Here is a 19481-nt window from a genome sequence, read left to right on the forward strand (position 1 = left end):
TACGGAGCCGCGGAGAGCGAACCGATCCGTGCAGCTGGTCGGCGGGGCTGTTCGGCGTGATCCCAAGCGCTATCTGTGGCTGGGCGGGCTGGCACGGCAGCGCACACCGAGCGGGCGCTATGAGCGGCCCGGCCGGCGACACAGCTGGAACAGCGACCGTATCCTCGGCAGGATCCTCCTCTACCACCTGCCACGGCGCAGTGACCATCACGCTTATCCGACCCTGCGCTATCAGCTCGGGAAGAACAGGGATGATGCACCGATCCGGCAGGCTACTCAACCATGATGTTGCTCGTCCAGATACCGCCGCTGTGGTTTCGCATCATGGACAAGCGGGTGCTCGCGCACTACGACGGCGATATCACCCGCGCCGATATGGATCCAGCCGAACGGGATAAAGTGCTCGCTCGCTACGGTGCAGTCGGTGTCGAGTCGATCCCCTAGGGCCTGGAAAGGGGTTCGTTATGAGTGCGTATCGCTGTCCGATGTGTGATTATGTTTTGATGAGGTGAAAAATTCTCCGCATGAGGGTTTTCTGCCGGGTATCCGGTGGGAGGGGGTGCGGGAGAAGGTCGATTTCGAGCGGGTAGGGGTTGGGCTGTGAACGAGTACAAGCTTTATCAGTGTATTCAGTGTGGTTTCGAGTATGACGAGGCTGTGGGTTGGCCGGAGGATGGTATCGGGCCGGGTACTCGGTGGGAAGATGTTCCTGATGACTGGACGTGTCCGGATTGTGGTGCGACCAAGTCGGATTTCTATATGGTCGAAATCGAGCGGTCGTGAGGTTTTGACGGTGTGGGGTGCTCGTGACAGTGTCGCGGGTATGCCGCGTAATGGAGTGAGGGTTCGTTATCAGGAGGCTGCGCGGGGGTTGCTGCGGTCGTCGGTTCTGGATGTGATGCGTGAGTTGCTCACCGAGCGGGATTGGTCGAAGATCACTTTGGGTGATATCGCGGCGGGGGCTGGGGTGAGCAGGCAGACGCTGTATAACGAGTTCGGTTCGCGTAGTGGTCTGGCGCAGGCGTATGCGTTGCGGTTGGCTGATGATCTGGTTGATCATGTGGAGGCGGGGATCGTGGGGAATGTCGATGACGTTCATGTGGCGTTGCGTGATGGTGTGGCGAATTTCTTCGTGGACGCGGCTGTGGATCCTTTGGTGCGGTCGTTGGTCGCCGGTGAGGCGAAGCTGGATTTGTTGCGGTTGATCACGCTTGATGCGGGTCCGTTGCTCGAGCAGGCGACGGGGCGGTTGTCGCGGGCTTTTCAGCACAGTTGGATGGCGATGACGGCTGCTGAGTCGGATGTGATCGCGCATGCGTTGGTGCGTATCGCGCTGAGTTATATCCCGACGCCGCCGAGTCCGGAGCGGGACGCACCTACGGAGTTGAGTGTGTTGTTGAGTCCTTATGTCGAAGCGGTCCGTGCCGCGCGGGCGCAGCGCTGAACTGTTCGTGGTCACCGGTCGGGGTGCGCGATACCCACACCCACCGGAAACGGACTGTCGCCGTAGGCGCCATGGCTGCCCGCAGGATACGCCGCGATGCTCGTGCGCGCCGCTATCCCGCTGTTATGGGGTGAGTGATGGATGCGTGCGTTCTCGCCCATCGCGGTGGTGTTGTGCCGCAGGCGAATACTCAGCCGCGTAAGCGGCACCGGATCCGCGCGGCGCACGGAGCGGCCGCGTAGCCCATATCCGTCCCGTGAGGACTAGCCTTGCCTTGGTACTTTGCCGAACCAGGAGAGGCTGATGACCACCTCAGAAATTCCCGCACGCACGTCGTTGACCACCGATGTCCGCAACGGCATCGATTACAAGGTGGCAGATCTGTCACTGGCCGAATTCGGCCGCAAGGAGATCCGTCTCGCCGAACACGAGATGCCCGGTTTGATGGCACTGCGCCGTGAGTATGCCGAGGTACGCCCGTTGCAGGGGGCGCGTATCTCCGGCTCGTTGCATATGACCGTGCAGACCGCCGTGCTGATCGAGACGCTGACGGCGTTGGGCGCTCAGGTGCGCTGGGCCTCGTGCAATATCTTCTCCACCCAGGACCACGCGGCGGCCGCGGTGGTGGTCGGCCCGCACGGCACCGTCGAGGAGCCCGAGGGTGTTCCGGTATTCGCCTGGAAGGGCGAGACCCTGGAGGAATACTGGTGGGCTGCCGAGCAGATGCTCACCTGGCCGGGGGAGCCGGCCAATATGATCCTCGACGATGGTGGCGATGCCACCATGCTCGTGCTGCGCGGCGCGCAGTTCGAGAAGGCCGGTGTGGTGCCGCCGGAGGACGAGGAGCACTCGGCCGAATACAAGGTGTTCCTCGCATTGCTGCGGGAGCGGTTCGAGACCGACAAAGGTAAGTGGAACACGATCGCTCAGTCGGTCCGCGGTGTCACCGAAGAGACCACTACCGGTGTGCTGCGGCTCTATCAGTTCGCGACGTCGGGCGAGCTGGTGTTCCCGGCGATCAACGTCAACGACTCGGTGACCAAGAGCAAATTCGACAACAAGTACGGCACCCGCCACTCGCTGATCGACGGCATCAACCGCGGTACCGATGTGCTCATCGGTGGTAAGAAGATATTGATCTGTGGCTATGGGGATGTGGGTAAGGGCTGCGCGGAATCGCTGGCCGGGCAGGGTGCCCGGGTGCAGATCACCGAGATCGATCCGATCAACGCACTGCAGGCGCTTATGGACGGCTACGACGTGGTGACCGTGGAGAAGGCGATCGGCGAGGCCGATATCGTCATCACCGCGACCGGGAACAAGGACATCATCACCCTCGACCATATGAAGGCGATGAAGGACCAGGCCATTCTCGGCAATATCGGCCACTTCGACAACGAGATCGATATGGCGGCGCTGGAGCGTTCCGGCGCAACGAAATTGGCGATCAAGCCGCAGGTCGACCTGTGGAGTTTCGGGGATACCGGCCGCTCGATCCTGGTGCTGTCGGAAGGGCGCCTGCTCAATCTCGGTAATGCGACCGGGCACCCCTCGTTCGTGATGTCGAACAGCTTCTCCAATCAGGTGATCGCGCAGATCGAGCTGTGGACAAAGCCCGAACAGTACGACAATGAGGTCTACCGCCTGCCGAAGCATCTGGACGAGAAGGTCGCGCGGATCCATGTCGAGGCGCTCGGTGGTGAGCTGACCAAGCTCACCAAGGACCAGGCCGAGTACATCGGCGTGGACGTGGAGGGCCCGTACAAGCCGGAGCACTACCGCTACTGAGCCGGACCGAGCGTCCCGCCCGCCGACGGCGGGCGGGACCGCGGTCGCCACTCTCCCGAGTCGTGTCCGTGGCCGAGTGGAGGCGGGAATCCGCACTGATCAGTCCCCGTCGGCGGGGAACGGGACGCGGGGTACCCTGCCTGGCTATGGGAGTGCTGATTGCGGTCGAAGGCCTCGACGGCGCGGGCAAGCGGACATTGATCGACCGAGTCCACGCCGAGCTGCGTGGGCACGGGGTGCGTGTCGCTACGCTGGCTTTCCCGCGCTACCGGGTCTCGGTGCATGCCGACCTCGCCGCAGAGGCGTTGCGCGGCGCACACGGTGATCTCGCCGATTCGGTCAGCGGTATGGCGGTACTCTTCGCGCTCGACCGGGCGGGTGCCCGTGACGAGTTGGCGAAGCTGTTGGCCGACAACGATATTGTGCTGCTCGACCGCTATGTCGCCTCCAATGCCGCCTACTCGGCCGCCCGGCTCGGACAGTCGGCGGACGGTGAAATCGTGGCCTGGGTCGGTGAATTGGAATTCGGCAGATTCGCCATGCCCGAACCCGCGCTGCAGGTGCTGCTGGATGTCCCCACCGAGCTTGCGACCGAGCGTGCCCGCAAGCGAGGCCAACTCGACGCGGCCCGTGCGCTCGATGCCTACGAGCGCGACGGCGGTCTGCAGCACCGAACCGGCGCGGTGTACCGTGAGCTGGCCGAACGCGGCTGGTACGGACCCTGGCTGATATACCGATCCAGTGACGATCCCGCCGCGTTGGCCGCGCGGATCGCCGAAATCGGTGGCCGGTGAGGTTGGCTGTGTCCTGGGTTCGGCACGAGTGTTGGCGTGGCGGCCCGATCTTGGCCTGGGAGATGACAACATAGTAATTATGAAGCCGAAGATTCTGGTCGTCGACGACGATATGGCACTCGCTGAGATGCTGACGATCGTCTTACGCGGGGAAGGGTTCGACCCGCATGTGGTCGGCGACGGCACACAGGCCCTGGCCGCAGTGCGCGAGATCCGCCCGGACCTGGTGTTGCTGGACCTGATGCTGCCCGGTATGAACGGTATCGATGTATGCCGGGTGCTGCGGGCCGACTCCGGGGTTCCGATCGTGATGCTCACAGCCAAGACCGATACGGTCGACGTTGTGCTCGGTCTGGAATCGGGCGCCGACGATTACATCGTCAAACCCTTCAAGCCGAAGGAACTCGTCGCCCGTGTCCGGGCTCGCCTGCGGCGTACCGAGGAGGAGCCCGCCGAGCTGCTTTCGATCGCGGATATCGTGATCGATGTGCCCGCGCACAAAGTCAGCCGCGGCGGCGCGCAGATCTCGCTGACGCCGCTGGAGTTCGATCTGCTCGTCGCATTGGCTCGTAAGCCGCGTCAGGTGTTCACCCGTGAGGTCCTGCTCGAGCAGGTCTGGGGGTATCGGCATGCCGCCGATACCCGGCTGGTGAATGTCCATGTGCAGCGGCTGCGGGCGAAGGTCGAGAAGGATCCGGAGAATCCGGAGATCGTGCTGACCGTCCGCGGTGTCGGCTACAAGGCCGGACCACCGTGATCCGCTCTGAGCCGAGGGCCCGGAGGCGGTAGCTTGGGTGACCACGACGGCCCTCGTATCGGCCGGAGATCAGGTTCCGGTGGTGTGATCGCGCGTTCTCGCCGATCACTGGCATCGGCGGCGGCCTGGTTCCAAGCGGTCGGCACTGCCTTGGGGCATCTCTGGCGCCGGTCGCTGCAGTTACGTGTCATCGTGTCGACGCTGACTCTGTCGCTGATCGTCATCACATTTCTCGGTGTGGTATTGATCGGGCAGATCACCGACCGGTTACTCGACGCCAAGATCAACGCGGCGGTCGAGGAGATGGACCAGGCCCGCAATACGGTGGAAGGCCAGCTCGTCGGCGTACACGACATCGGTACCCAGCCGCAGCGGATGGAGGATGCCCGCAATGCGCTGTCCAATCGCAGCGCTACCGGTCAAGCTCTGGGTGCCGCGGATAGTTTCGATGCGGCACTGAGCGTTATCGGCGGTATGCCGCCCCAGCAGATCTCTATCGGCCCGATCCAGGAGATCCCCGATCAGTTGCGCCGATTCGTCCAGCGCAACCAGGTCAGTTATCAGTTCGCCACGGTTGTCGACGCGGATGGCTACAGTGGCCGGGCGCTGCTGATCGGTAGTCCGAGCACCGAGATCCCGACTCTGGAGATCTACCTGATCTTCCCGCTGGCCAATGAGGAGCGCAGCCTGGCGCTGATGCGCGGCACCATGTTGGCTGGCGGCATCGTGCTACTGGTGTTACTCGCCGCGATCACCGCGCTGGTCACCAGACAGGTGGTCCTGCCGATCCGTTCCGCGGCGCGAATCGCCGGTCGGTTCGCCGATGGCAGGCTCAAAGAACGCATGCTGGTGCGGGGCGAGGACGATATGGCGCGGCTGGCTCAGGCGTTCAATGAGATGGCCGAGAGTTTGTCCAACCAGATCACCCAGCTGGAGGAGTTCGGCAATCTACAACGCCGGTTCACCTCAGATGTCAGTCATGAGCTGCGTACCCCGCTCACCACAGTGCGGATGGCCGCCGATCTGATCCACAGTAGTAGCGACGACCTCGACCCCACCTTGGCTCGCAGTGCCGAGCTGCTGGTCAACGAGCTGGACCGGTTCGAGAGTCTGCTCAACGACCTGCTGGAGATCAGTCGCCACGATGCGGGTGTCGCCGAACTCCAGGTCGAATCACTCGACGTGCGGATGTGCGCGCGGGCGGCGATCTCCACCGTGCGGCATCTGGCCAAAGACGCCGGCATCGAGATGATCACGGATTTGCCGGAGGAGCCCCTGGTCGCCGAGGTCGATCCGCGCCGGGTGGAAAGGGTGCTGCGGAATCTGCTCGCCAACGCGATCGATCACAGCGAAGGCAAACCGGTGCTGATCCGGATGCGTGGCGATGCCGCCGCCAATGCGGTCGCCGTCGTGGTGCGTGATCAAGGTGTCGGTTTGCGACCTGGCGAGGAGAAACTGGTCTTCAACCGGTTCTGGCGCTCGGATCCGTCCCGGATGCGTCGTTCCGGTGGTACCGGCCTCGGCCTGTCGATCAGTGTGGAGGACACCAATCTGCACGAGGGCAAACTCGAGGCGTGGGGTGAGATCGGGGTCGGCGCCTGCTTCCGTCTGACGCTCCCGTTGGTGCGTGGCAAGAAACTCGGCCCGAGCCCGTTGTCGCTGGAACCTCCGCGCAGGTCGATGCGTACGGTCGAGCAGGAGTCATCCGCTGATCGGGGCGTTCTGGCGAAGGACGCCATCGAGCCGGACGCGGCCGAGGCGGCGGATCATCGTCCTGCCCCCACGCATCCCCCGACCGATGATACGATCGGCCTTTCTGATGAAGCTCCGCCCGCGGATGCGCCTGTGTCCGGCTCGAACGGATCACAGGTGGCCGATTCGGCACAGGCCGATGGCGGCGGGGCACTCGAGTCCGGTGACAGACAATCATGAGAATACGTGTCAGATCCGCGCGGGCGCGGCGACTAGCCGCGCTCGGCGCCGCGGTTATGGTGATTTTACTGGCGCTCACCGCATGTGCCAGCTTGCCCGAGTCCTCTGCGCCGGAGGCGCTGGGCACCATCGAACCCGAACCCACTCCGGAGGGGCCACCGCAGCCGCTGGAGAACCGGGATCCCGACCTTTTGGTGCGTGACTTCCTCCAAGCCACCGCCGATCCGGCCAACCGGCATCTGGCCGCCCGTCAGTACATGACGCCGGCAGCCTCTGTCAAGTGGGACGACGCGGAGGGGACCGTGATCGTCGAAAAACCGGATACGCTGCGGGAATCACGTTCCGGCGACAAAGCCACCTATCGAATCCGGGCGCGTAAGGTCGGCGAGCTGGCCGGGGACGGCGCGTATCGGCCCAGCGACGATATCGTCATGATCGAGAACAAGATCGAGTTGACCAAGGTCGACGGCGAATGGCGCATCGACGACCTCCCCGACGGCGTTGTGATGGACTCCGCCGCGTTCTTCAAGTCCTATCGGCGATATGTACTGTATTTCGTCGACCCGACCGGCGATACTCTGGTCCCCGACCTGCGCTGGATGTCGGTGGCGAAGAATGAGCTGCCGCGGCGATTGCTCGGCGCGCTGATCAAAGGCCCGCAGCCCGTGCTCGCATCGGTGCTCGGCAACGAACTGTCCCAGATCTCGCTGCGTGGCACCATCACAAAGACCAATGGTGATCCGGATGATGTCGGTATCGGTCTCGGCGGTGTCCGGATCGATCTCGCCGGCGCGTCGGGGCTGAATCCGCGCGATCGGGAATTGCTGGCCGCGCAAATAGTGCTCACGCTGTCCGGAGCCGATATTCTCGGGCCCTACCTGCTGCTTGCCGACGGCAAGCCGCTGGACGAGCGGTTCGCCGTGAACGGATGGACTGTCGGGGATGTGCAGCAGTTCAATCCGGCCACCTTCGTCCGTAATCAGACCGGACTACACGCGCTGCGTGGCGGCGGATTGGTGCAGGTCAGCGAATCCGGCGGTAGTATGCCGACGCTCGGATACTTCGGTGGGGTGAACAACCTGCAGTCCGTGGCACTGTCGCTGGATGGCAAATTGGTCGCCGGGGTCGCCGAGACCGGAAGGCCCGCGCCGGAACCATCGCACACCTTGATGGTCGGCACATATGGTGGCGATGCTTTTCCGGTGGCCGAGGGTTTCGCCATCACCCGGCCGTCCTGGACCGCTGACGGTAGCGCGGCCTGGGCGGTGATCGACGGTGAACGTGTCGTTCGCGCGTTCACCGACCGAGCTACCGGGACAGTCTCGGTGCAGGGCGTCGATATCTCGGATCTGGCGCTGCCTTCCTCGGCAACGGCACCACGGTTACCGATCACCGAACTCCGGATCTCCCGGTCGGGGGTGCGGGCGGCACTGATCGCCGATGGCAAGGTGTATGTCGCGGTCGTGGTACCGAAACCGGACGGGGGATTGGCGCTCACTTCCGCGCTTCCGGTAGTCATCGGCCTCAGCACGGCCGCGGTGTCGGTGGACTGGCTGGACGCCGACACGATCATCATCGTGCGGGAGGGCACTGTCGATCCGGTGAGCACGGTATCGGTCGACGGATCGGAGCCGACCCCGCTGACCTCGCAGAACCTGACGCCACCTGTGCGTGCGGTGAGCGCGAGTCCGGAGCGTCAGTACGTCGCCGACTCACGCGCGGTACTCGAGCTGGCCCCGGCCCCGGACTATGGGCAACCCTACTGGCGTGAGGTGCCCGGCCTCGGGGCGAACGCTGTTCCGGTGCTTCCCGGCTGAGCGGGCCGTCGCCGCTGGTGTCGGCGGCGAGTCGATCGAATGCCGTCGCCGTCGCGGGAAGGCGCGCGGGAGGAGTGCGGTACTCGCGGCGACTGTGCGAAGTTGTCAGCGGTGGGGTGCACACTCGGGCGATGCGATCCTTGCTCGATCTGCTGTTGCCCGTCGACTGCGCGGGGTGCGGACGTCCTGGTGTCGGTTGGTGTGCCTGCTGCGCTCCGGCGCTGGCCGGTCCACCGGTGCGGATACGGCCACGTATCGATCCCGGTGTGCCCTGTTGGGCGCTTGGATCTTATACCGGACCCGTGCGTCGCGCGGTGCTGGCGGCAAAGGAACGAGGGCGGCGGGATCTGGCTGAGCCGTTGGGAGTGGCGCTGGCAGGCGGACTCGCCGAGCTGAGGTCGCCACGACGGCCACTGATACTGGTGCCGGCGCCGAGCAGAGCCTTGGCGGCCCGGCGCAGAGGTGGTGACCCGGTGCTGCGCGCGGCACGCGTTGCGGCGCGGTCGCTGTCGGATAGCTCCGTATTACCGGTCTTGCGGGTGGGCCGGGGAGTGCGTGACTCGGTGGGGCTGACATCCGCTGAGCGAGTTCGCAATCTGGGTGGACGAGTGACCACCACACCTGGTCGTGCCGCTGCCTGGGCAGCATGGGCGGATGCCGAGATCGTGGTGGTCGATGATGTGCTGACCACCGGTGCCACGGTCCGCGAATCGGTACACGCGCTGTACCGGTCGGGGTTGCCGACACATGGCGTTCTGGTTACGTGTGCTGCTTGACTCCAGGAAATTTGCGTGAAGACTGGCGGTCGGACCGTCGGCGTACTAGCGTCGCGAACACACACCCGAACCGGGAGTTTGGAGGTGGCACCTCGGACACCATGTGCCGAGCGATTGTCGTTCGGCACGGCTCAATCCCGCCGCATGCGAATCTGTTCGTGCGGCCAGATCCGGGAGGTATGCGTGACGAATTCTTCACGTCCTTCAGTGCAAGATTCCGCTACTTCGGTGCTGGAGACCGGCACCGTGGAAATGCCGGACCAACCTGTTGCGGAACGACCACGGGTGCCGCGTGCCGACATCGTGGTGAAGGGCCGCAACGTCGAGGTGCCTGATCATTTCCGAATTTACGTCGCGGAGAAAATCTCCCGTTTGGAACGCTTCGACCCCTCGATCTTCCTCTTCGATGTGGAGCTGTTCCACGAACGCAATCGCCGTCAGCGCAAGAGTTGTCAACGTGTCGAAATCACCGCGCGTGGAAAGGGTCCCATCGTGCGGGCCGAGGCTCGTGCGGACAGTTTCTACGCCGCATTCGAGTCGGTGACCGCGAAGCTGGAGAGCCGATTGCGCCGCACAAAGGACAGGCGCAGGGTGCACTACGGGGAGAAGACGCCGGTATCCGTCGCCCAGGCCACAGCCGCGCTGGTGGACGATTCCCTGTTCGAACGGCCCACCTCGCCGGTATCCGGACAGGATCTTCCTGACGAGACGCAAGAGCTGGATCATGCCGCGGGCCCAGGCCATATCGTGCGCACGAAGGTGCACTCGGCGACTCCGATGACCGTCGACGACGCCCTTTATCAGATGGAACTCGTCGGCCACGATTTCTTCCTGTTCCAAGATAAGGAGACCGAGCGCCCCTCGGTGGTCTACCGCCGTCACGCCTTCGACTACGGACTCATCCACCTCGCCTGACGGTAGCGAATTACCGCTCCCACCGTTCCGGGCACCCGGCATATCGGCTGGGTGCCCGGAGAATTACGAGAAGCCGCCGCGTCAGGGGCTACCGGTAGCGGCGTATCGGCTCATGGCTCGGTCGCGGCGGCTGTCGTCGCTGGTGCGCTTCGCGGGCGATGATCCGCAGACAGGTCTGGTGCTTGGTTTCGCCGGGGATGCCTTCCCTGCGCAGGCGTAACGTGGCCTGTGCCAAGTCGATGCCCAGCTCGCTGGACAATCGAACAGCATCGACATCGGCCATGGCACAAACCTCCTGAAGAACAACCGAACCGCATTCGAAGCGGTCTGGTTCTTGTCGTACCCAGTCGGTACCTGGTTGAACCATGAACGAGCTGCCCGGTGCTCGGTGTCAGCCGCGATACGTTTCGTGGTGGATCGCCTCCGCCAGTGGTCTTCCCGTGCGCCAGCCGAAGCGCTCGAGGTCGGGGAGGTGCTGGAACTCGTGGACCGGGCCGATACAGAGCCAGGCGACGGTGCGGATCCGCGCTGGGAGCCCGATCAGCTCGGCCAGGTATCCGGGATCGTAGAACGATACCCAGCCGACGCCGATCCCCTCCGCCGTGGCGGCCAGCCACAGATTTTGAATCGCGAGAACCGCCGAATAGATACCTGTCTCGGGCACGGTTGCCCGGCCGAGCACGTGCGGTCCGCCGCGGCTGTGGTCATAGCAGACCACGATGCCGGTGCCGCTCTCGCGGATTCCCTCGATCTTGATCGGCTCGAACATCGCGGCGCGCTCCGGCGGCAGGGTCTCTCGGAACGCAGTGCGCTTATGCGCTACATGGTCGGCGAAAGCGCGCAGTGTCGTCGGTTCGCGGACGACCACGAAGTCCCACGGCTGCGAGTTCCCGACGCTCGGCGCATGGTGTGCGGCCTCCAGTATCCGCCACAGCGTGGCATCGTCCACGATCTCGCCGGTGAATTCCGCGCGCACGTCACGGCGCTGCCGGATGGCCTCATAGACGCTCAGAACTTCAGCATGCACCGCTCGAGTCAAGCAGAACCGCGGCCGTCGCGCATCCACCCTCGGTTCGGACACGGGCATCCGAACCGAGGGTGGTGTGCGCTACGGCCGACGATGTTCAGCGCCTGGTGGCGGCCCCGAGCCTGGTGAAGCGTCGACGCCCTTGTGCGAGCGCAGTACGCAAACCACGGCGCTTGCCGGTCGTCGGATCGATGATGGTGCCGGTCCGGCCGCCGAATTTGCGTTCGGAGGCAGTTTCCGGAGCGTCATCGGTGGTGTCGCGCAAGTACTTGTTCGGAAGCGCCAGCTTGAGGATGGTCCGCCATGCCTTGAAGTACTGCACCGGGAGCGAGCCGGTGGTATAGGGCAGGTCGTACTTATCGGACAGTTCGCGCACCCGTACCGCGATATCGGCGTACCGGTTACTCGGCAGATCGGGGAACAGATGGTGCTCGATCTGATGGCTCAGGTTGCCGGTCATGAAGTGGGTGACCGGGCCACCGGAGATATTGGCGCTGCCGAGCATCTGGCGCAGGTACCACTGGCTTCGCGTCTCGTTGTCGATATCGGCTTTGGTGAATTTCTCCGCGCCGTCGGGGAAGTGGCCGCAGAAGATGACCATATTCGACCACACGTTGCGGAGCATATTGGCGGCCAGATCGGCGGTCAGTGTGTGCTTGAACGCCGGACCGGTGAGCGCGGGGTAGAGCACGTAATCCTTGAGAATCTGCTTGCGCATCTTGGCCAGGGCCTCGTCACGCTTACGCTCGAACTCGGCGCGTTCGGCAGTGCCGGGCTTATATCTGCCCGCCGCTAATTTGCCCAGTTCCAGATGCTGGATCGCCACACCGTACTCGAAGAACAGCTGCAGCAGCAGGTTGTAGACCGGGTTGCCCAGGTTGAACGGCCGCCAGCGCTGGTCGCGGGTCACCCGCAGCAGGCCGTAGCCGATATCGTCGTCCATGCCGAGCACATTGGTGTACTTGTGGTGCAGGTAGTTGTGTGTGTGCTTCCAGTGTTTGGCCGTGCCGGTGTTGTCCCATTCCCAGGAGCTGGAGTGGATCTCCGGATCGTTCATCCAGTCCCACTGCCCGTGCATGACGTTGTGCCCGATCTCCATATTCTCGATGATCTTGGAGGTGCCGAGCAGGGCGACACCTGCTAGCCAGGCGGCACGCACCGGACTGGCGAAGAGCACCGCTCTGCCACTGATCTCGAGGACGCGTTGTAGCCGGATGACATTGCGGATGTACTTCGCGTCGCGCTCGCCGCGCGAGGCTTCGATTTCTCGTCGTATCGCGTCGAATTCCGCGCCGAGTGCCTCTACATCGGCTTCGGTGAGATGCGCGTATTCCTTGACATCCGAGATCGCCATGCCGGTTACATTAGCGTAGGTTACGCAACCGTAGGTTAAGAACTCGGGTGCGGATATGTGTCGATCGCCGTATTGTTATTCGGGTATCTATTCGATAAAATCCCACCACCTCGGCGGAGGCGGTGTGGTTTGTCCCGCTTGGCCTTTTCCCGCAAGATCGCCTGTTCCTGGCGGGCTTTTTCCTGCAGTGTGCGCTTGGCCGAGCGCAGCAGCTGTCGTTCGTGCTTCGCTTTCTCCTTCAGCGCCGCCTTCGCCTCGCGCAGGGCTTCCTTCTCCTGTCGCGCTTTCTCCTTGAGTACGACTTTGGCCTCGTGCAGCGCCCAACGCAGACCGCGCCGCTCGCCGGTCTCCGGATCGACGCGCAACCAGTGCGTCGACTCCACACCGGGAAGCGTTACACCGCTCAACGACGGCAGCGTGATGCCCGCGAACTTGTGTTCCGAAGAGGTCTCCGGTGCGTTGTCGGCGGTCGCGGTAAGGAAGCGGTCCGGAAGCGCCAGCTTGTGAATAGTGCGGAAGGCGAGCAGATACTGCTTGCCCAAGGAGCCGGTGGTATAGGGCAGATCGTACTTATCGCATAGGGCGCGCACCTGCGCCGCGATCTCCGGGTACCGGTTGCTGGGCAGATCGGGGAACAGATGATGTTCTATCTGGTAGCAGAGATTGCCGCTCATGAACGCCATGGCGGGGCCTGCCTCGAAGTTGGCGCTGCCGAGCATCTGGCGCAGGTACCACTCGCCGGGGGTCTCGTCGTCCAGTTGTTCGATGGTGAACTTTTCCGCACCATCGGGGAAGTGACCGCAGAAGATCACCGCGTACGCCCACAGGTTGCGTATCAGATTGGCCGTGGCGTTCGCCTTCAGTGTCTGCTTGAACGCCGGTCCGGTGAGTGCGGGATGGACCAGGTAGTCCTTGACCACCTGGCGGAAGATCTTGCGCCCGAACTCTTTGTTCGGCGCCGAGCCGAGCTGCCAGCGCGGCGTATTCGACAGTTGTTTATCGATGCCCCAGTCGTGCAGTGCGATACCCCACTCGAAAGTGGCGGCCAGGAGCAGATTCGCCAGCGGCTGTATCAGGTGGATCGGCTGCCACTGTTCGTCCCTGGTCATCCGCAGGATGCCGAAGCCGAGGTCCTCGTCCTTGCCCAAGACATTGGTATAGGTGTGGTGGGAGTAGTTGTGCGCGCGGCGCCACTGCAACGAGGAACCCGTCATATCCCATTCCCAGGAGCTGGAGTGGATCTCCGGATCGTTCATCCAGTCCCACTGCCCGTGGCTGATGTTGTGCCCGAGTTCCATGTTCTCGATGATCTTGGCGACCGACAGCAGTGCGGTGCCGGTCAGCCAGGCCCATCGGTTGCGACTACCGAACAGCACGGCGCGGCCCGCTGCCTCCAGGCCACGTTGTGCCGCGATCGTGCGCCGGATGTACTTCGCGTCGTGTTCGCCGCGAGACGATTCCACCGAGCGTCGGATGGAATCGAGCTCTTGCCCCAGTGTTTCGATGTCGGCCGCCGTCAGATGGGCGAACGTCTTGATATCGGTGATGGCCACCGGGATCCTTTCCCTGCTCGATCGTGATCCGGATCGAGGGTACCTGGTGGATCAAACGTCCAGCGTGCAGTCTCCCGCGGCCGCCGAGATGCAGGTCTGTGCTTTGTCGCCTTCGCGATGTTCGTCGCCATTGCGCAGATCTCGCACCTGGCCGGAACGCACAGTGACGACACAGGTCTGACAGATGCCCATGCGGCAGCCGAACGGCATCTGCACGCCGACGGACTCGCCCGCCTCCAAGAGGCTGGTCGCGCCATCGACGGCGGCGGTACGTCCAGTCTTGGCGAAGGTTACTGTACCGCCCTGACCTGGTGCGGAGCGCTCGATCTCGAAACGCTCGACGTGCAGTTCGTCCGCGGAGCCTGCCGAATGCCAGTGGCTCTCGACCTCATCGAGCAACGCCGCGGGACCACAGGCCCAGGTGTGCCGCATACGCCAATCGGGTATCTCGGTGTCGAGATCGGTGAGGGCGAATTTGCCGCGTTCCGCAGTGAGATGCAGTCGCGTGCGAAACCCTGGATGGCGATCGTGCAGTGCGCGTAGCTCTGTGCCGAACATCACGTCATCGGCGGTCCTGGCCGAGTGCAGGTGCACCACATCGGTGAACAGGTCACGGCGATCCAGCGCGCGCAGCATCGACATCACCGGGGTGATACCGCTACCCGCGGTGAGGAAGAGCACTTTCTCCGGCAGTGGGTTCGGCAGTACGAATCCGCCCCGCGGTGCGGCGAGCCGGATGATGGTGCCGACCGGGATGCCGCTGACCAGATGGCTGGACAGGAAGCCTTCCGGCATGGCTTTCACCGCGATGGAGATCAGCCGCTTGCCGCCGTGCTCCGGCGTCGACCAGTCCGGCGGACAGGTCAGCGAGTACGAGCGCCAGTGCCAGCGGCCGTTGACCAGGACGCCGATGCCGATGTACTGACCGGGCTGGTATTCGAAGTCGAAGCCCCAGCCCGGCTGGATCACCAGAGTCGCGGAGTCGGCGGTCTCTTTGCGTACCTCCACGATGCGCCCGCGCAGTTCGCGCGCCGACCACAGCGGGTTGGCCAGGTGTAAGTAGTCGTCGGGCAGCAACGGTGTGGTCACCCACGTCACTGCGTCGCGCAGCCGCTGCAGTGCGCCGCCGCGCTCGGTGGTACTCGTGTCGGACGCGGCCAGCCGCGCGCGGATGCCTTGCCTGGAGAAACTCATCGCTGCCGTCGGTCTCCCTGGTCGTCGAATACGCGGGCAGCTGTCCGTCCGAGCGGATACTGCCTGAACAGCTAGGTTACGGCATCGTAGGTTACGCGTATAGATGGAGGCTGCGCCACAGTTCTGGGCGATTCAGAGCAGTTCGAGCAGAAATGGCAGCTCCTGTGCCGCGTACCAGGCCAGTTGGTGGTCTTCGGCTTCACCGACGGTATAGGACTCGCGCATCGCCGCGGCGGCCACATCGATATCGGCCATCACGCTTAGGCTGCGCTGCGCCACGCGCGCCGCCACCGCCGCTCTTTGGTAAGCGCGGTACGCAGACCACGGCGCCTGCCGGTCACCGGATCGACGGTGGTGCTGGTGTTGCCGCCGAACTTGCGTTCCGAGGCGGTCTCCGGCGCGTCATCGCTGGTGGCGTGTAGACACTTGTTCGGCAGCGACAGCTTGAGGATGGTTCGCCACGACTTGAAGTACTGCACGGGAAGACTGCCGATGGTGTAGGGCAGATCGTACTTGTCGCACAGCTCACGCACCCGCACCGAGATCTCGGCATACCGGTTGCTCGGCAGATCGGGGAACATGTGGTGCTCGATATGGTGACTCAGGTTGCCGGTCATGAAGTGCAGGATCGGTCCGCCGGAGAGGTTGGCACTGCCGAGCATCTGGCGTAGGTACCACTGGCCCTGCGTCTCACCGTCGAGATCGTCCGCGGTGAACTTCTCCGCACCGTCGGTGAAGTGGCCACAGAAGATCACCGTGTTCCCCCACACATTGCGCACCAGGTTGGCGGTGATGTTGGCGGTCAGCGTGTAGAAGAACGCCGGACCGGTGAGCGCGGGGAAGAGCACGTAGTCCTTGAGGGCTTGCTTGAATATCTTGGCGAGCGCTTCGCGACTTTTGCGCTTCAACTCGGCGCGTTCGGGTGTGCCCCGCTTGTACTTGCCCTCCAGCACTTTTTCCAGTTCCAGGTGCTGGATCGCTATGCCGTATTCGAAGAACACTTGTATCAGCAGGGTATAGACAGGGTTGCCCAGGTGGGACGGCTTCCAGGGCTGATCGCGCGTTACCCGAAGCACGGCGTAGCCGATGTCGTTGTCCATGCCGAGCACATTGGTGTACTTGTGGTGCAGGTAGTTGTGTGTGCGCTTCCAGTGTGCGGACAGGCCTGCGATGTCCCATTCCCAGGAGCTGGAGTGGATTTCCGGATCATTCATCCAGTCCCACTGCCCGTGCATGACGTTGTGCCCGATCTCCATGTTCTCGATGATCTTGGCAGCGGCAAGCAGTACTGCGCCTATCAGCCAGGCAATACGCACGGGGCTTGCGAAGAGCGCCGCTCGACCACTGACCTCGAGGATCCGCTGTAGCCGGATGGTCCTGTAGATGTACTTCGCGTCGCGTTCGCCGCGCGAGGCCTCGGTTTCTCGTCGTATCGCGTCGAATTCCGCGCCGAGCGCCTCTACATCGGCTTCGGTGAGATGCGCGTATTCCTTGACATCCGAGATGGCCATGCATCCTACGCTAACTGTGGATTGCAGAACCGCAGTTAGGAATTTGTGGTAGAGATATATTTCCTAACATTATTTTTATGGTGGAGATTTGTTTCTCGATACTATTGCCATCTCGATGCCGCACCGGTGATCCCTACCTCTCGGTAGCGGCGGCGAAAAAACGTATTTCGTCCGGTTTCTGCGCGCAATACCAGAGTTACTGCGTTCGTCGAGTCGTCGAACGGTGCTTCACGATTCAGAGCAGTTCGAGCAGAAATGGCAACTCTTGGGCCGCGTACCAGGCCAGCTGGTGGTCTTCGGCGTCGCCGAGCACGAACTCGGCGTCGGGGTCGCCGAGATCGGCGGCATCGACCACATCGACGGCCTTCGCGACCTGCGGTTCGGCATCGGCCAGATCGACATGCACCGAGGCGATCTGCTGGTAGCTGATCGAGCCCGCCAGCCGGACCACCGCGTCATCGAGGTCGGGTCGCAGTGTCGCACCGGTCACATCGGCGGCGATGACGGCACGGCGGTAGACCGGGCCGCCACCGGCGCCGGGTGCGGCCTCGTCGGGATTCTCCGGTTCGGGGTCGGACTCCGATCCGCTCATCGTCTCCCGTTCGGCGGCGAGCAGCCGTAGCGAGGCGCGGGCGGCCTCGCTCATGGCCACTTCGCCGAGTTCCTCGTCGTCACCGGAGGCATAGGCCTCGCGCAATGCGGGCGTCACCGCGAACGCGGTCCCGCCGATGGCGGTCAGCTCCCGGTGGGTGACCAGCTCACGCAGCATCGGCACCGTCGCCGGAATGTAGACCCGTAACTTCTTCTGATCGGACTTCTTTTGCTCAGACACAGGCACCGAGCATCTCCTCCATGGAATCGCGCACCGCCGCGGCGAGCACGCCGATATCTGCCATCGCGTCGCGGTCGGCGTTGAGGCCATAGAAAACACGTCCGTCATAGGACGTGATTCCGATGCTCGACGCCTGATTGCGCAGCAATGGTGATACCGGGTACATCTCCAGCATCCGCGCGCCGCCGATGTACATCGGCGTTTGCGGACCCGGTGCGTTGGTGATCACCAAGTTGAATGTGTGTTCTGCGAACGTACTCGCCGCGCGTACGCTCATCGCATGCAGGCTCGCCGGAGCGAATCCGGCCAGGTGCACGAGGGTGCGAGCGCGCACGCCGCGCCACTGGCGGCCGTGGAACTCGGTGGCGTGCGCGATATGCGACAGCCGGATCACCGGATTCGGTTCGCCGACCGGCAGATCGATCAGGAACGACGATACCTCGCTCCCGGACTGAGCACGATTTCCGTTGGTCCCCTCGACGTACACCGACATCGGCACCACTGCCCGGAGTGTCGCGGATTCGGTGAGTGCCTCGCCGCGTGATAACAGCCAGCTGCGTAGTGCACCGGTGACCACGGCGAGGATCGCGTCATTGATCGAGCAGCCGAAGCGCTTGCGGATCGTGCGGTAGTTCTCCAGTTCGGTGCGCACAACGGTGAAGCGCCGATTCCTGGATGTCGGGGTGTTCAGCGGGGAGTGCGGCGCTCCGGTCACCACGGCGAGCGCCGCCGAGACCGCCGACTCCACCGCTTTACTCGCCGTCTCCAGTACCGCGAACGCGTCCGCGCTCGCGTCGCGGGCCACCTCCAGCGCCTTACGTGGTTGTGCCGCGATATGGGCCAGCGCTCCGAGCAGCAGTTCGATATCGCCGGGTTCGCGCGGTGCGATCCAGGAATCGGCGGCCAGCTCACGTGGCGCAGGCCCCGCGTCGAGGATCACATGGCCGATCTCCAATGCGGCATCCCCATCCACCAGCGCCGAATGCGATTTGGTGAAGATCGCGCAGCGGCCGTCGGAGAGCCTTTCGATCAGATACATCTCCCACAGCGGCCGGGTCGGATCCAGTGGGTGGGAGGCGAGCCGGGCGATCAGATCGTGTAGTTGTTCCTCGGTGCCTGGTCCGGGCAGCGCCGAACGCCGGATGTGGTAGGTGATATCGAAGCGGCTGTCTTCGACCCAGACCGGACGCCCGAGTGACAGTGGGATCTCGCGCACTTTGCGGCGATATCGAGGTACCAGCGCAAGCCGGCTCTCCACTAGATCGACCAACCGGTCGTAATCGAGTATCGGCACGCCGGCACTGTCGTCGGGATCGGTATTCCGGACGATCGCGAGGGAGCCTATGTGGATCGGATTGCTGCTCGACTCGAGCCGGTAGAACGCCGTGTCCTGTGGCGTCAATCTCGTGATCACGCTGCCCGGTACTCCTTTTCCCGACGCTGTCCCCCGTTACTGTGCTGCCGAAACAACTGTTACCGAGGCAGCTGTGGTGTGTCTGGTGATTCGGTGCATTTGTCTTCTTGTCATCGTGTGTCGAAGAGCCTCGTGTCGTGGCCTTGTGCCGACGGTGTGCACGGCACGCCGCTCTCCATTCGGGTGCGGTACATCGATTCGATCACAGTGCGCACCGGGATGCACGGTCGCCGCGTACCAGGGCCGGACGTGTCGAGCCGGTGGCGCACGGTTGTCCCGGGCAGGCCGAGGAACAGGTGACTATGCCGACATGCCGGGGTGGGTTACCGCTCATCGGCGCATACCATGGGTGCCGAACTACCATGAAGCGTGC

The 19481-nt window shown here is 63.6% G+C and carries 20 protein-coding genes; 10 read left to right on the forward strand and 10 right to left on the reverse strand.

The annotated features are described in order from the left end of the window. Window positions 1–282 precede the first annotated feature (282 nt). From ACL02S_RS09065 to ACL02S_RS09075, 3 genes are all read left to right on the forward strand, one after another. The gene (locus ACL02S_RS09065) at window positions 283–444 is read left to right on the forward strand and encodes a hypothetical protein (protein ID WP_412801878.1); all 162 of its coding nucleotides are present in this window, start codon (window positions 283–285) and stop codon (window positions 442–444) included. A gap of 156 nt (window positions 445–600) precedes the next feature. After that, a complete protein-coding gene (locus ACL02S_RS09070; RefSeq protein WP_412801875.1) occupies window positions 601–783 on the forward strand; it encodes a rubredoxin in 183 nt (60 codons plus the stop codon). A 40-nt stretch (window positions 784–823) separates the two neighbouring features. Continuing rightward, window positions 824–1444 (forward strand): TetR/AcrR family transcriptional regulator, encoded by a 621-nt coding sequence (locus tag ACL02S_RS09075; RefSeq protein ID WP_412801876.1) that lies wholly within the window; start codon window positions 824–826, stop codon window positions 1442–1444. 11 nt (window positions 1445–1455) lie between these two features. Here ACL02S_RS09075 and ACL02S_RS09080 read toward each other — a convergent pair whose 3' ends face one another. Then, the gene (locus ACL02S_RS09080; protein WP_412801879.1) at window positions 1456–1653 is read right to left on the reverse strand and encodes a hypothetical protein; all 198 of its coding nucleotides are present in this window, start codon (window positions 1651–1653) and stop codon (window positions 1456–1458) included. A 94-nt stretch (window positions 1654–1747) separates the two neighbouring features. Between ACL02S_RS09080 and ahcY the strand changes: the two genes are divergently transcribed. From ahcY to hpf, 7 genes are all read left to right on the forward strand, one after another. Further along, window positions 1748–3232 (forward strand): adenosylhomocysteinase, encoded by a 1485-nt coding sequence (gene ahcY, locus ACL02S_RS09085; RefSeq protein WP_412801880.1) that lies wholly within the window; start codon window positions 1748–1750, stop codon window positions 3230–3232. Window positions 3233–3378: 146 nt separating this feature from the next. Next, window positions 3379–4026 carry a dTMP kinase gene (locus ACL02S_RS09090; protein WP_412801881.1) on the forward strand — a complete coding sequence of 216 codons (648 nt, stop codon included), beginning with the start codon at window positions 3379–3381 and terminating at the stop codon, window positions 4024–4026. Window positions 4027–4105: 79 nt separating this feature from the next. Next, window positions 4106–4783 (forward strand): MtrAB system response regulator MtrA, encoded by a 678-nt coding sequence (gene mtrA / locus ACL02S_RS09095; protein WP_039800350.1) that lies wholly within the window; start codon window positions 4106–4108, stop codon window positions 4781–4783. An 84-nt stretch (window positions 4784–4867) separates the two neighbouring features. After that, window positions 4868–6715, forward strand: a complete 1848-nt coding sequence (gene mtrB, locus ACL02S_RS09100; protein WP_412801882.1) for an MtrAB system histidine kinase MtrB — start codon at window positions 4868–4870, stop codon at window positions 6713–6715. Continuing rightward, window positions 6712–8532 carry an MtrAB system accessory lipoprotein LpqB gene (gene lpqB / locus ACL02S_RS09105; protein WP_412801883.1) on the forward strand — a complete coding sequence of 607 codons (1821 nt, stop codon included), beginning with the start codon at window positions 6712–6714 and terminating at the stop codon, window positions 8530–8532. Before mtrB ends, lpqB begins: the two co-directional genes overlap by 4 nt. Before the next feature lie 131 nt (window positions 8533–8663). After that, on the forward strand, window positions 8664–9308 hold the full coding sequence (locus ACL02S_RS09110; RefSeq protein WP_412801884.1) for a ComF family protein: 645 nt from the start codon (window positions 8664–8666) through the stop codon (window positions 9306–9308). A gap of 252 nt (window positions 9309–9560) precedes the next feature. Continuing rightward, window positions 9561–10223: a ribosome hibernation-promoting factor, HPF/YfiA family gene (gene hpf, locus ACL02S_RS09115; RefSeq protein ID WP_412802084.1), complete on the forward strand. Its 663-nt coding sequence runs from the start codon at window positions 9561–9563 to the stop codon at window positions 10221–10223. A gap of 88 nt (window positions 10224–10311) precedes the next feature. On the opposite strand, the gene ACL02S_RS09120 is transcribed toward hpf, so the two are convergent. From ACL02S_RS09120 to ACL02S_RS09160, 9 genes are all read right to left on the reverse strand, one after another. Continuing rightward, a complete protein-coding gene (locus ACL02S_RS09120) occupies window positions 10312–10506 on the reverse strand; it encodes a hypothetical protein (protein WP_412801885.1) in 195 nt (64 codons plus the stop codon). A 108-nt stretch (window positions 10507–10614) separates the two neighbouring features. Next, on the reverse strand, window positions 10615–11235 hold the full coding sequence (bluB, locus tag ACL02S_RS09125; protein WP_412802085.1) for a 5,6-dimethylbenzimidazole synthase: 621 nt from the start codon (window positions 11233–11235) through the stop codon (window positions 10615–10617). A gap of 112 nt (window positions 11236–11347) precedes the next feature. After that, a complete protein-coding gene (locus ACL02S_RS09130; protein WP_412801886.1) occupies window positions 11348–12604 on the reverse strand; it encodes a fatty acid desaturase family protein in 1257 nt (418 codons plus the stop codon). A gap of 35 nt (window positions 12605–12639) precedes the next feature. Beyond that, window positions 12640–14157, reverse strand: coding sequence for a fatty acid desaturase family protein (locus ACL02S_RS09135; RefSeq protein ID WP_412801887.1), 1518 nt, complete (start codon window positions 14155–14157; stop codon window positions 12640–12642). A 51-nt stretch (window positions 14158–14208) separates the two neighbouring features. After that, entirely contained in the window at window positions 14209–15351 is a 1143-nt protein-coding gene (locus tag ACL02S_RS09140) for a ferredoxin reductase (RefSeq protein ID WP_412801888.1), read from the reverse strand. A 132-nt stretch (window positions 15352–15483) separates the two neighbouring features. Further along, window positions 15484–15606, reverse strand: a complete 123-nt coding sequence (locus ACL02S_RS09145) for a DUF6912 family protein (protein WP_412801889.1) — start codon at window positions 15604–15606, stop codon at window positions 15484–15486. Window positions 15607–15611: 5 nt separating this feature from the next. Then, window positions 15612–16862, reverse strand: coding sequence for a fatty acid desaturase family protein (locus tag ACL02S_RS09150; RefSeq protein ID WP_412801890.1), 1251 nt, complete (start codon window positions 16860–16862; stop codon window positions 15612–15614). Between the two features lie 235 nt (window positions 16863–17097). Further along, on the reverse strand, window positions 17098–17694 hold the full coding sequence (locus ACL02S_RS09155) for a DUF6912 family protein (RefSeq protein WP_412801891.1): 597 nt from the start codon (window positions 17692–17694) through the stop codon (window positions 17098–17100). Continuing rightward, entirely contained in the window at window positions 17687–19108 is a 1422-nt protein-coding gene (locus ACL02S_RS09160) for a WS/DGAT/MGAT family O-acyltransferase (protein ID WP_412801892.1), read from the reverse strand. Before ACL02S_RS09160 ends, ACL02S_RS09155 begins: the two co-directional genes overlap by 8 nt. Window positions 19109–19481: the final 373 nt, after the last annotated feature.

The organism is Nocardia spongicola (genome assembly GCF_047200775.1).
GTDB lineage: Bacteria > Actinomycetota > Actinomycetes > Mycobacteriales > Mycobacteriaceae > Nocardia.

Excerpts from the sequence above, each read along its gene's own strand:
- ACL02S_RS09145 (WP_412801889.1), bottom strand. The coding sequence starts at position 15,606 with ATGGCCGATATCGATGTGGCCGCCGCGGCGATGCGCGAGTCCTATACC.
- ahcY (WP_412801880.1), top strand. The coding sequence starts at position 1,748 with ATGACCACCTCAGAAATTCCCGCACGCACGTCGTTGACCACCGATGTC.
- hpf (WP_412802084.1), top strand. The coding sequence starts at position 9,561 with ATGCCGGACCAACCTGTTGCGGAACGACCACGGGTGCCGCGTGCCGAC.
- ACL02S_RS09090 (WP_412801881.1), top strand. The coding sequence starts at position 3,379 with ATGGGAGTGCTGATTGCGGTCGAAGGCCTCGACGGCGCGGGCAAGCGG.
- ACL02S_RS09150 (WP_412801890.1), bottom strand. The coding sequence starts at position 16,862 with ATGGCCATCTCGGATGTCAAGGAATACGCGCATCTCACCGAAGCCGAT.
- mtrA (WP_039800350.1), top strand. The coding sequence starts at position 4,106 with ATGAAGCCGAAGATTCTGGTCGTCGACGACGATATGGCACTCGCTGAG.
- ACL02S_RS09120 (WP_412801885.1), bottom strand. The coding sequence starts at position 10,506 with ATGGCCGATGTCGATGCTGTTCGATTGTCCAGCGAGCTGGGCATCGAC.
- lpqB (WP_412801883.1), top strand. The coding sequence starts at position 6,712 with ATGAGAATACGTGTCAGATCCGCGCGGGCGCGGCGACTAGCCGCGCTC.
- ACL02S_RS09065 (WP_412801878.1), top strand. The coding sequence starts at position 283 with ATGATGTTGCTCGTCCAGATACCGCCGCTGTGGTTTCGCATCATGGAC.
- ACL02S_RS09140 (WP_412801888.1), bottom strand. The coding sequence starts at position 15,351 with ATGAGTTTCTCCAGGCAAGGCATCCGCGCGCGGCTGGCCGCGTCCGAC.
- ACL02S_RS09075 (WP_412801876.1), top strand. The coding sequence starts at position 824 with ATGCCGCGTAATGGAGTGAGGGTTCGTTATCAGGAGGCTGCGCGGGGG.
- ACL02S_RS09130 (WP_412801886.1), bottom strand. The coding sequence starts at position 12,604 with ATGGCGATCTCGGATGTCAAGGAATACGCGCATCTCACCGAAGCCGAT.
- ACL02S_RS09110 (WP_412801884.1), top strand. The coding sequence starts at position 8,664 with ATGCGATCCTTGCTCGATCTGCTGTTGCCCGTCGACTGCGCGGGGTGC.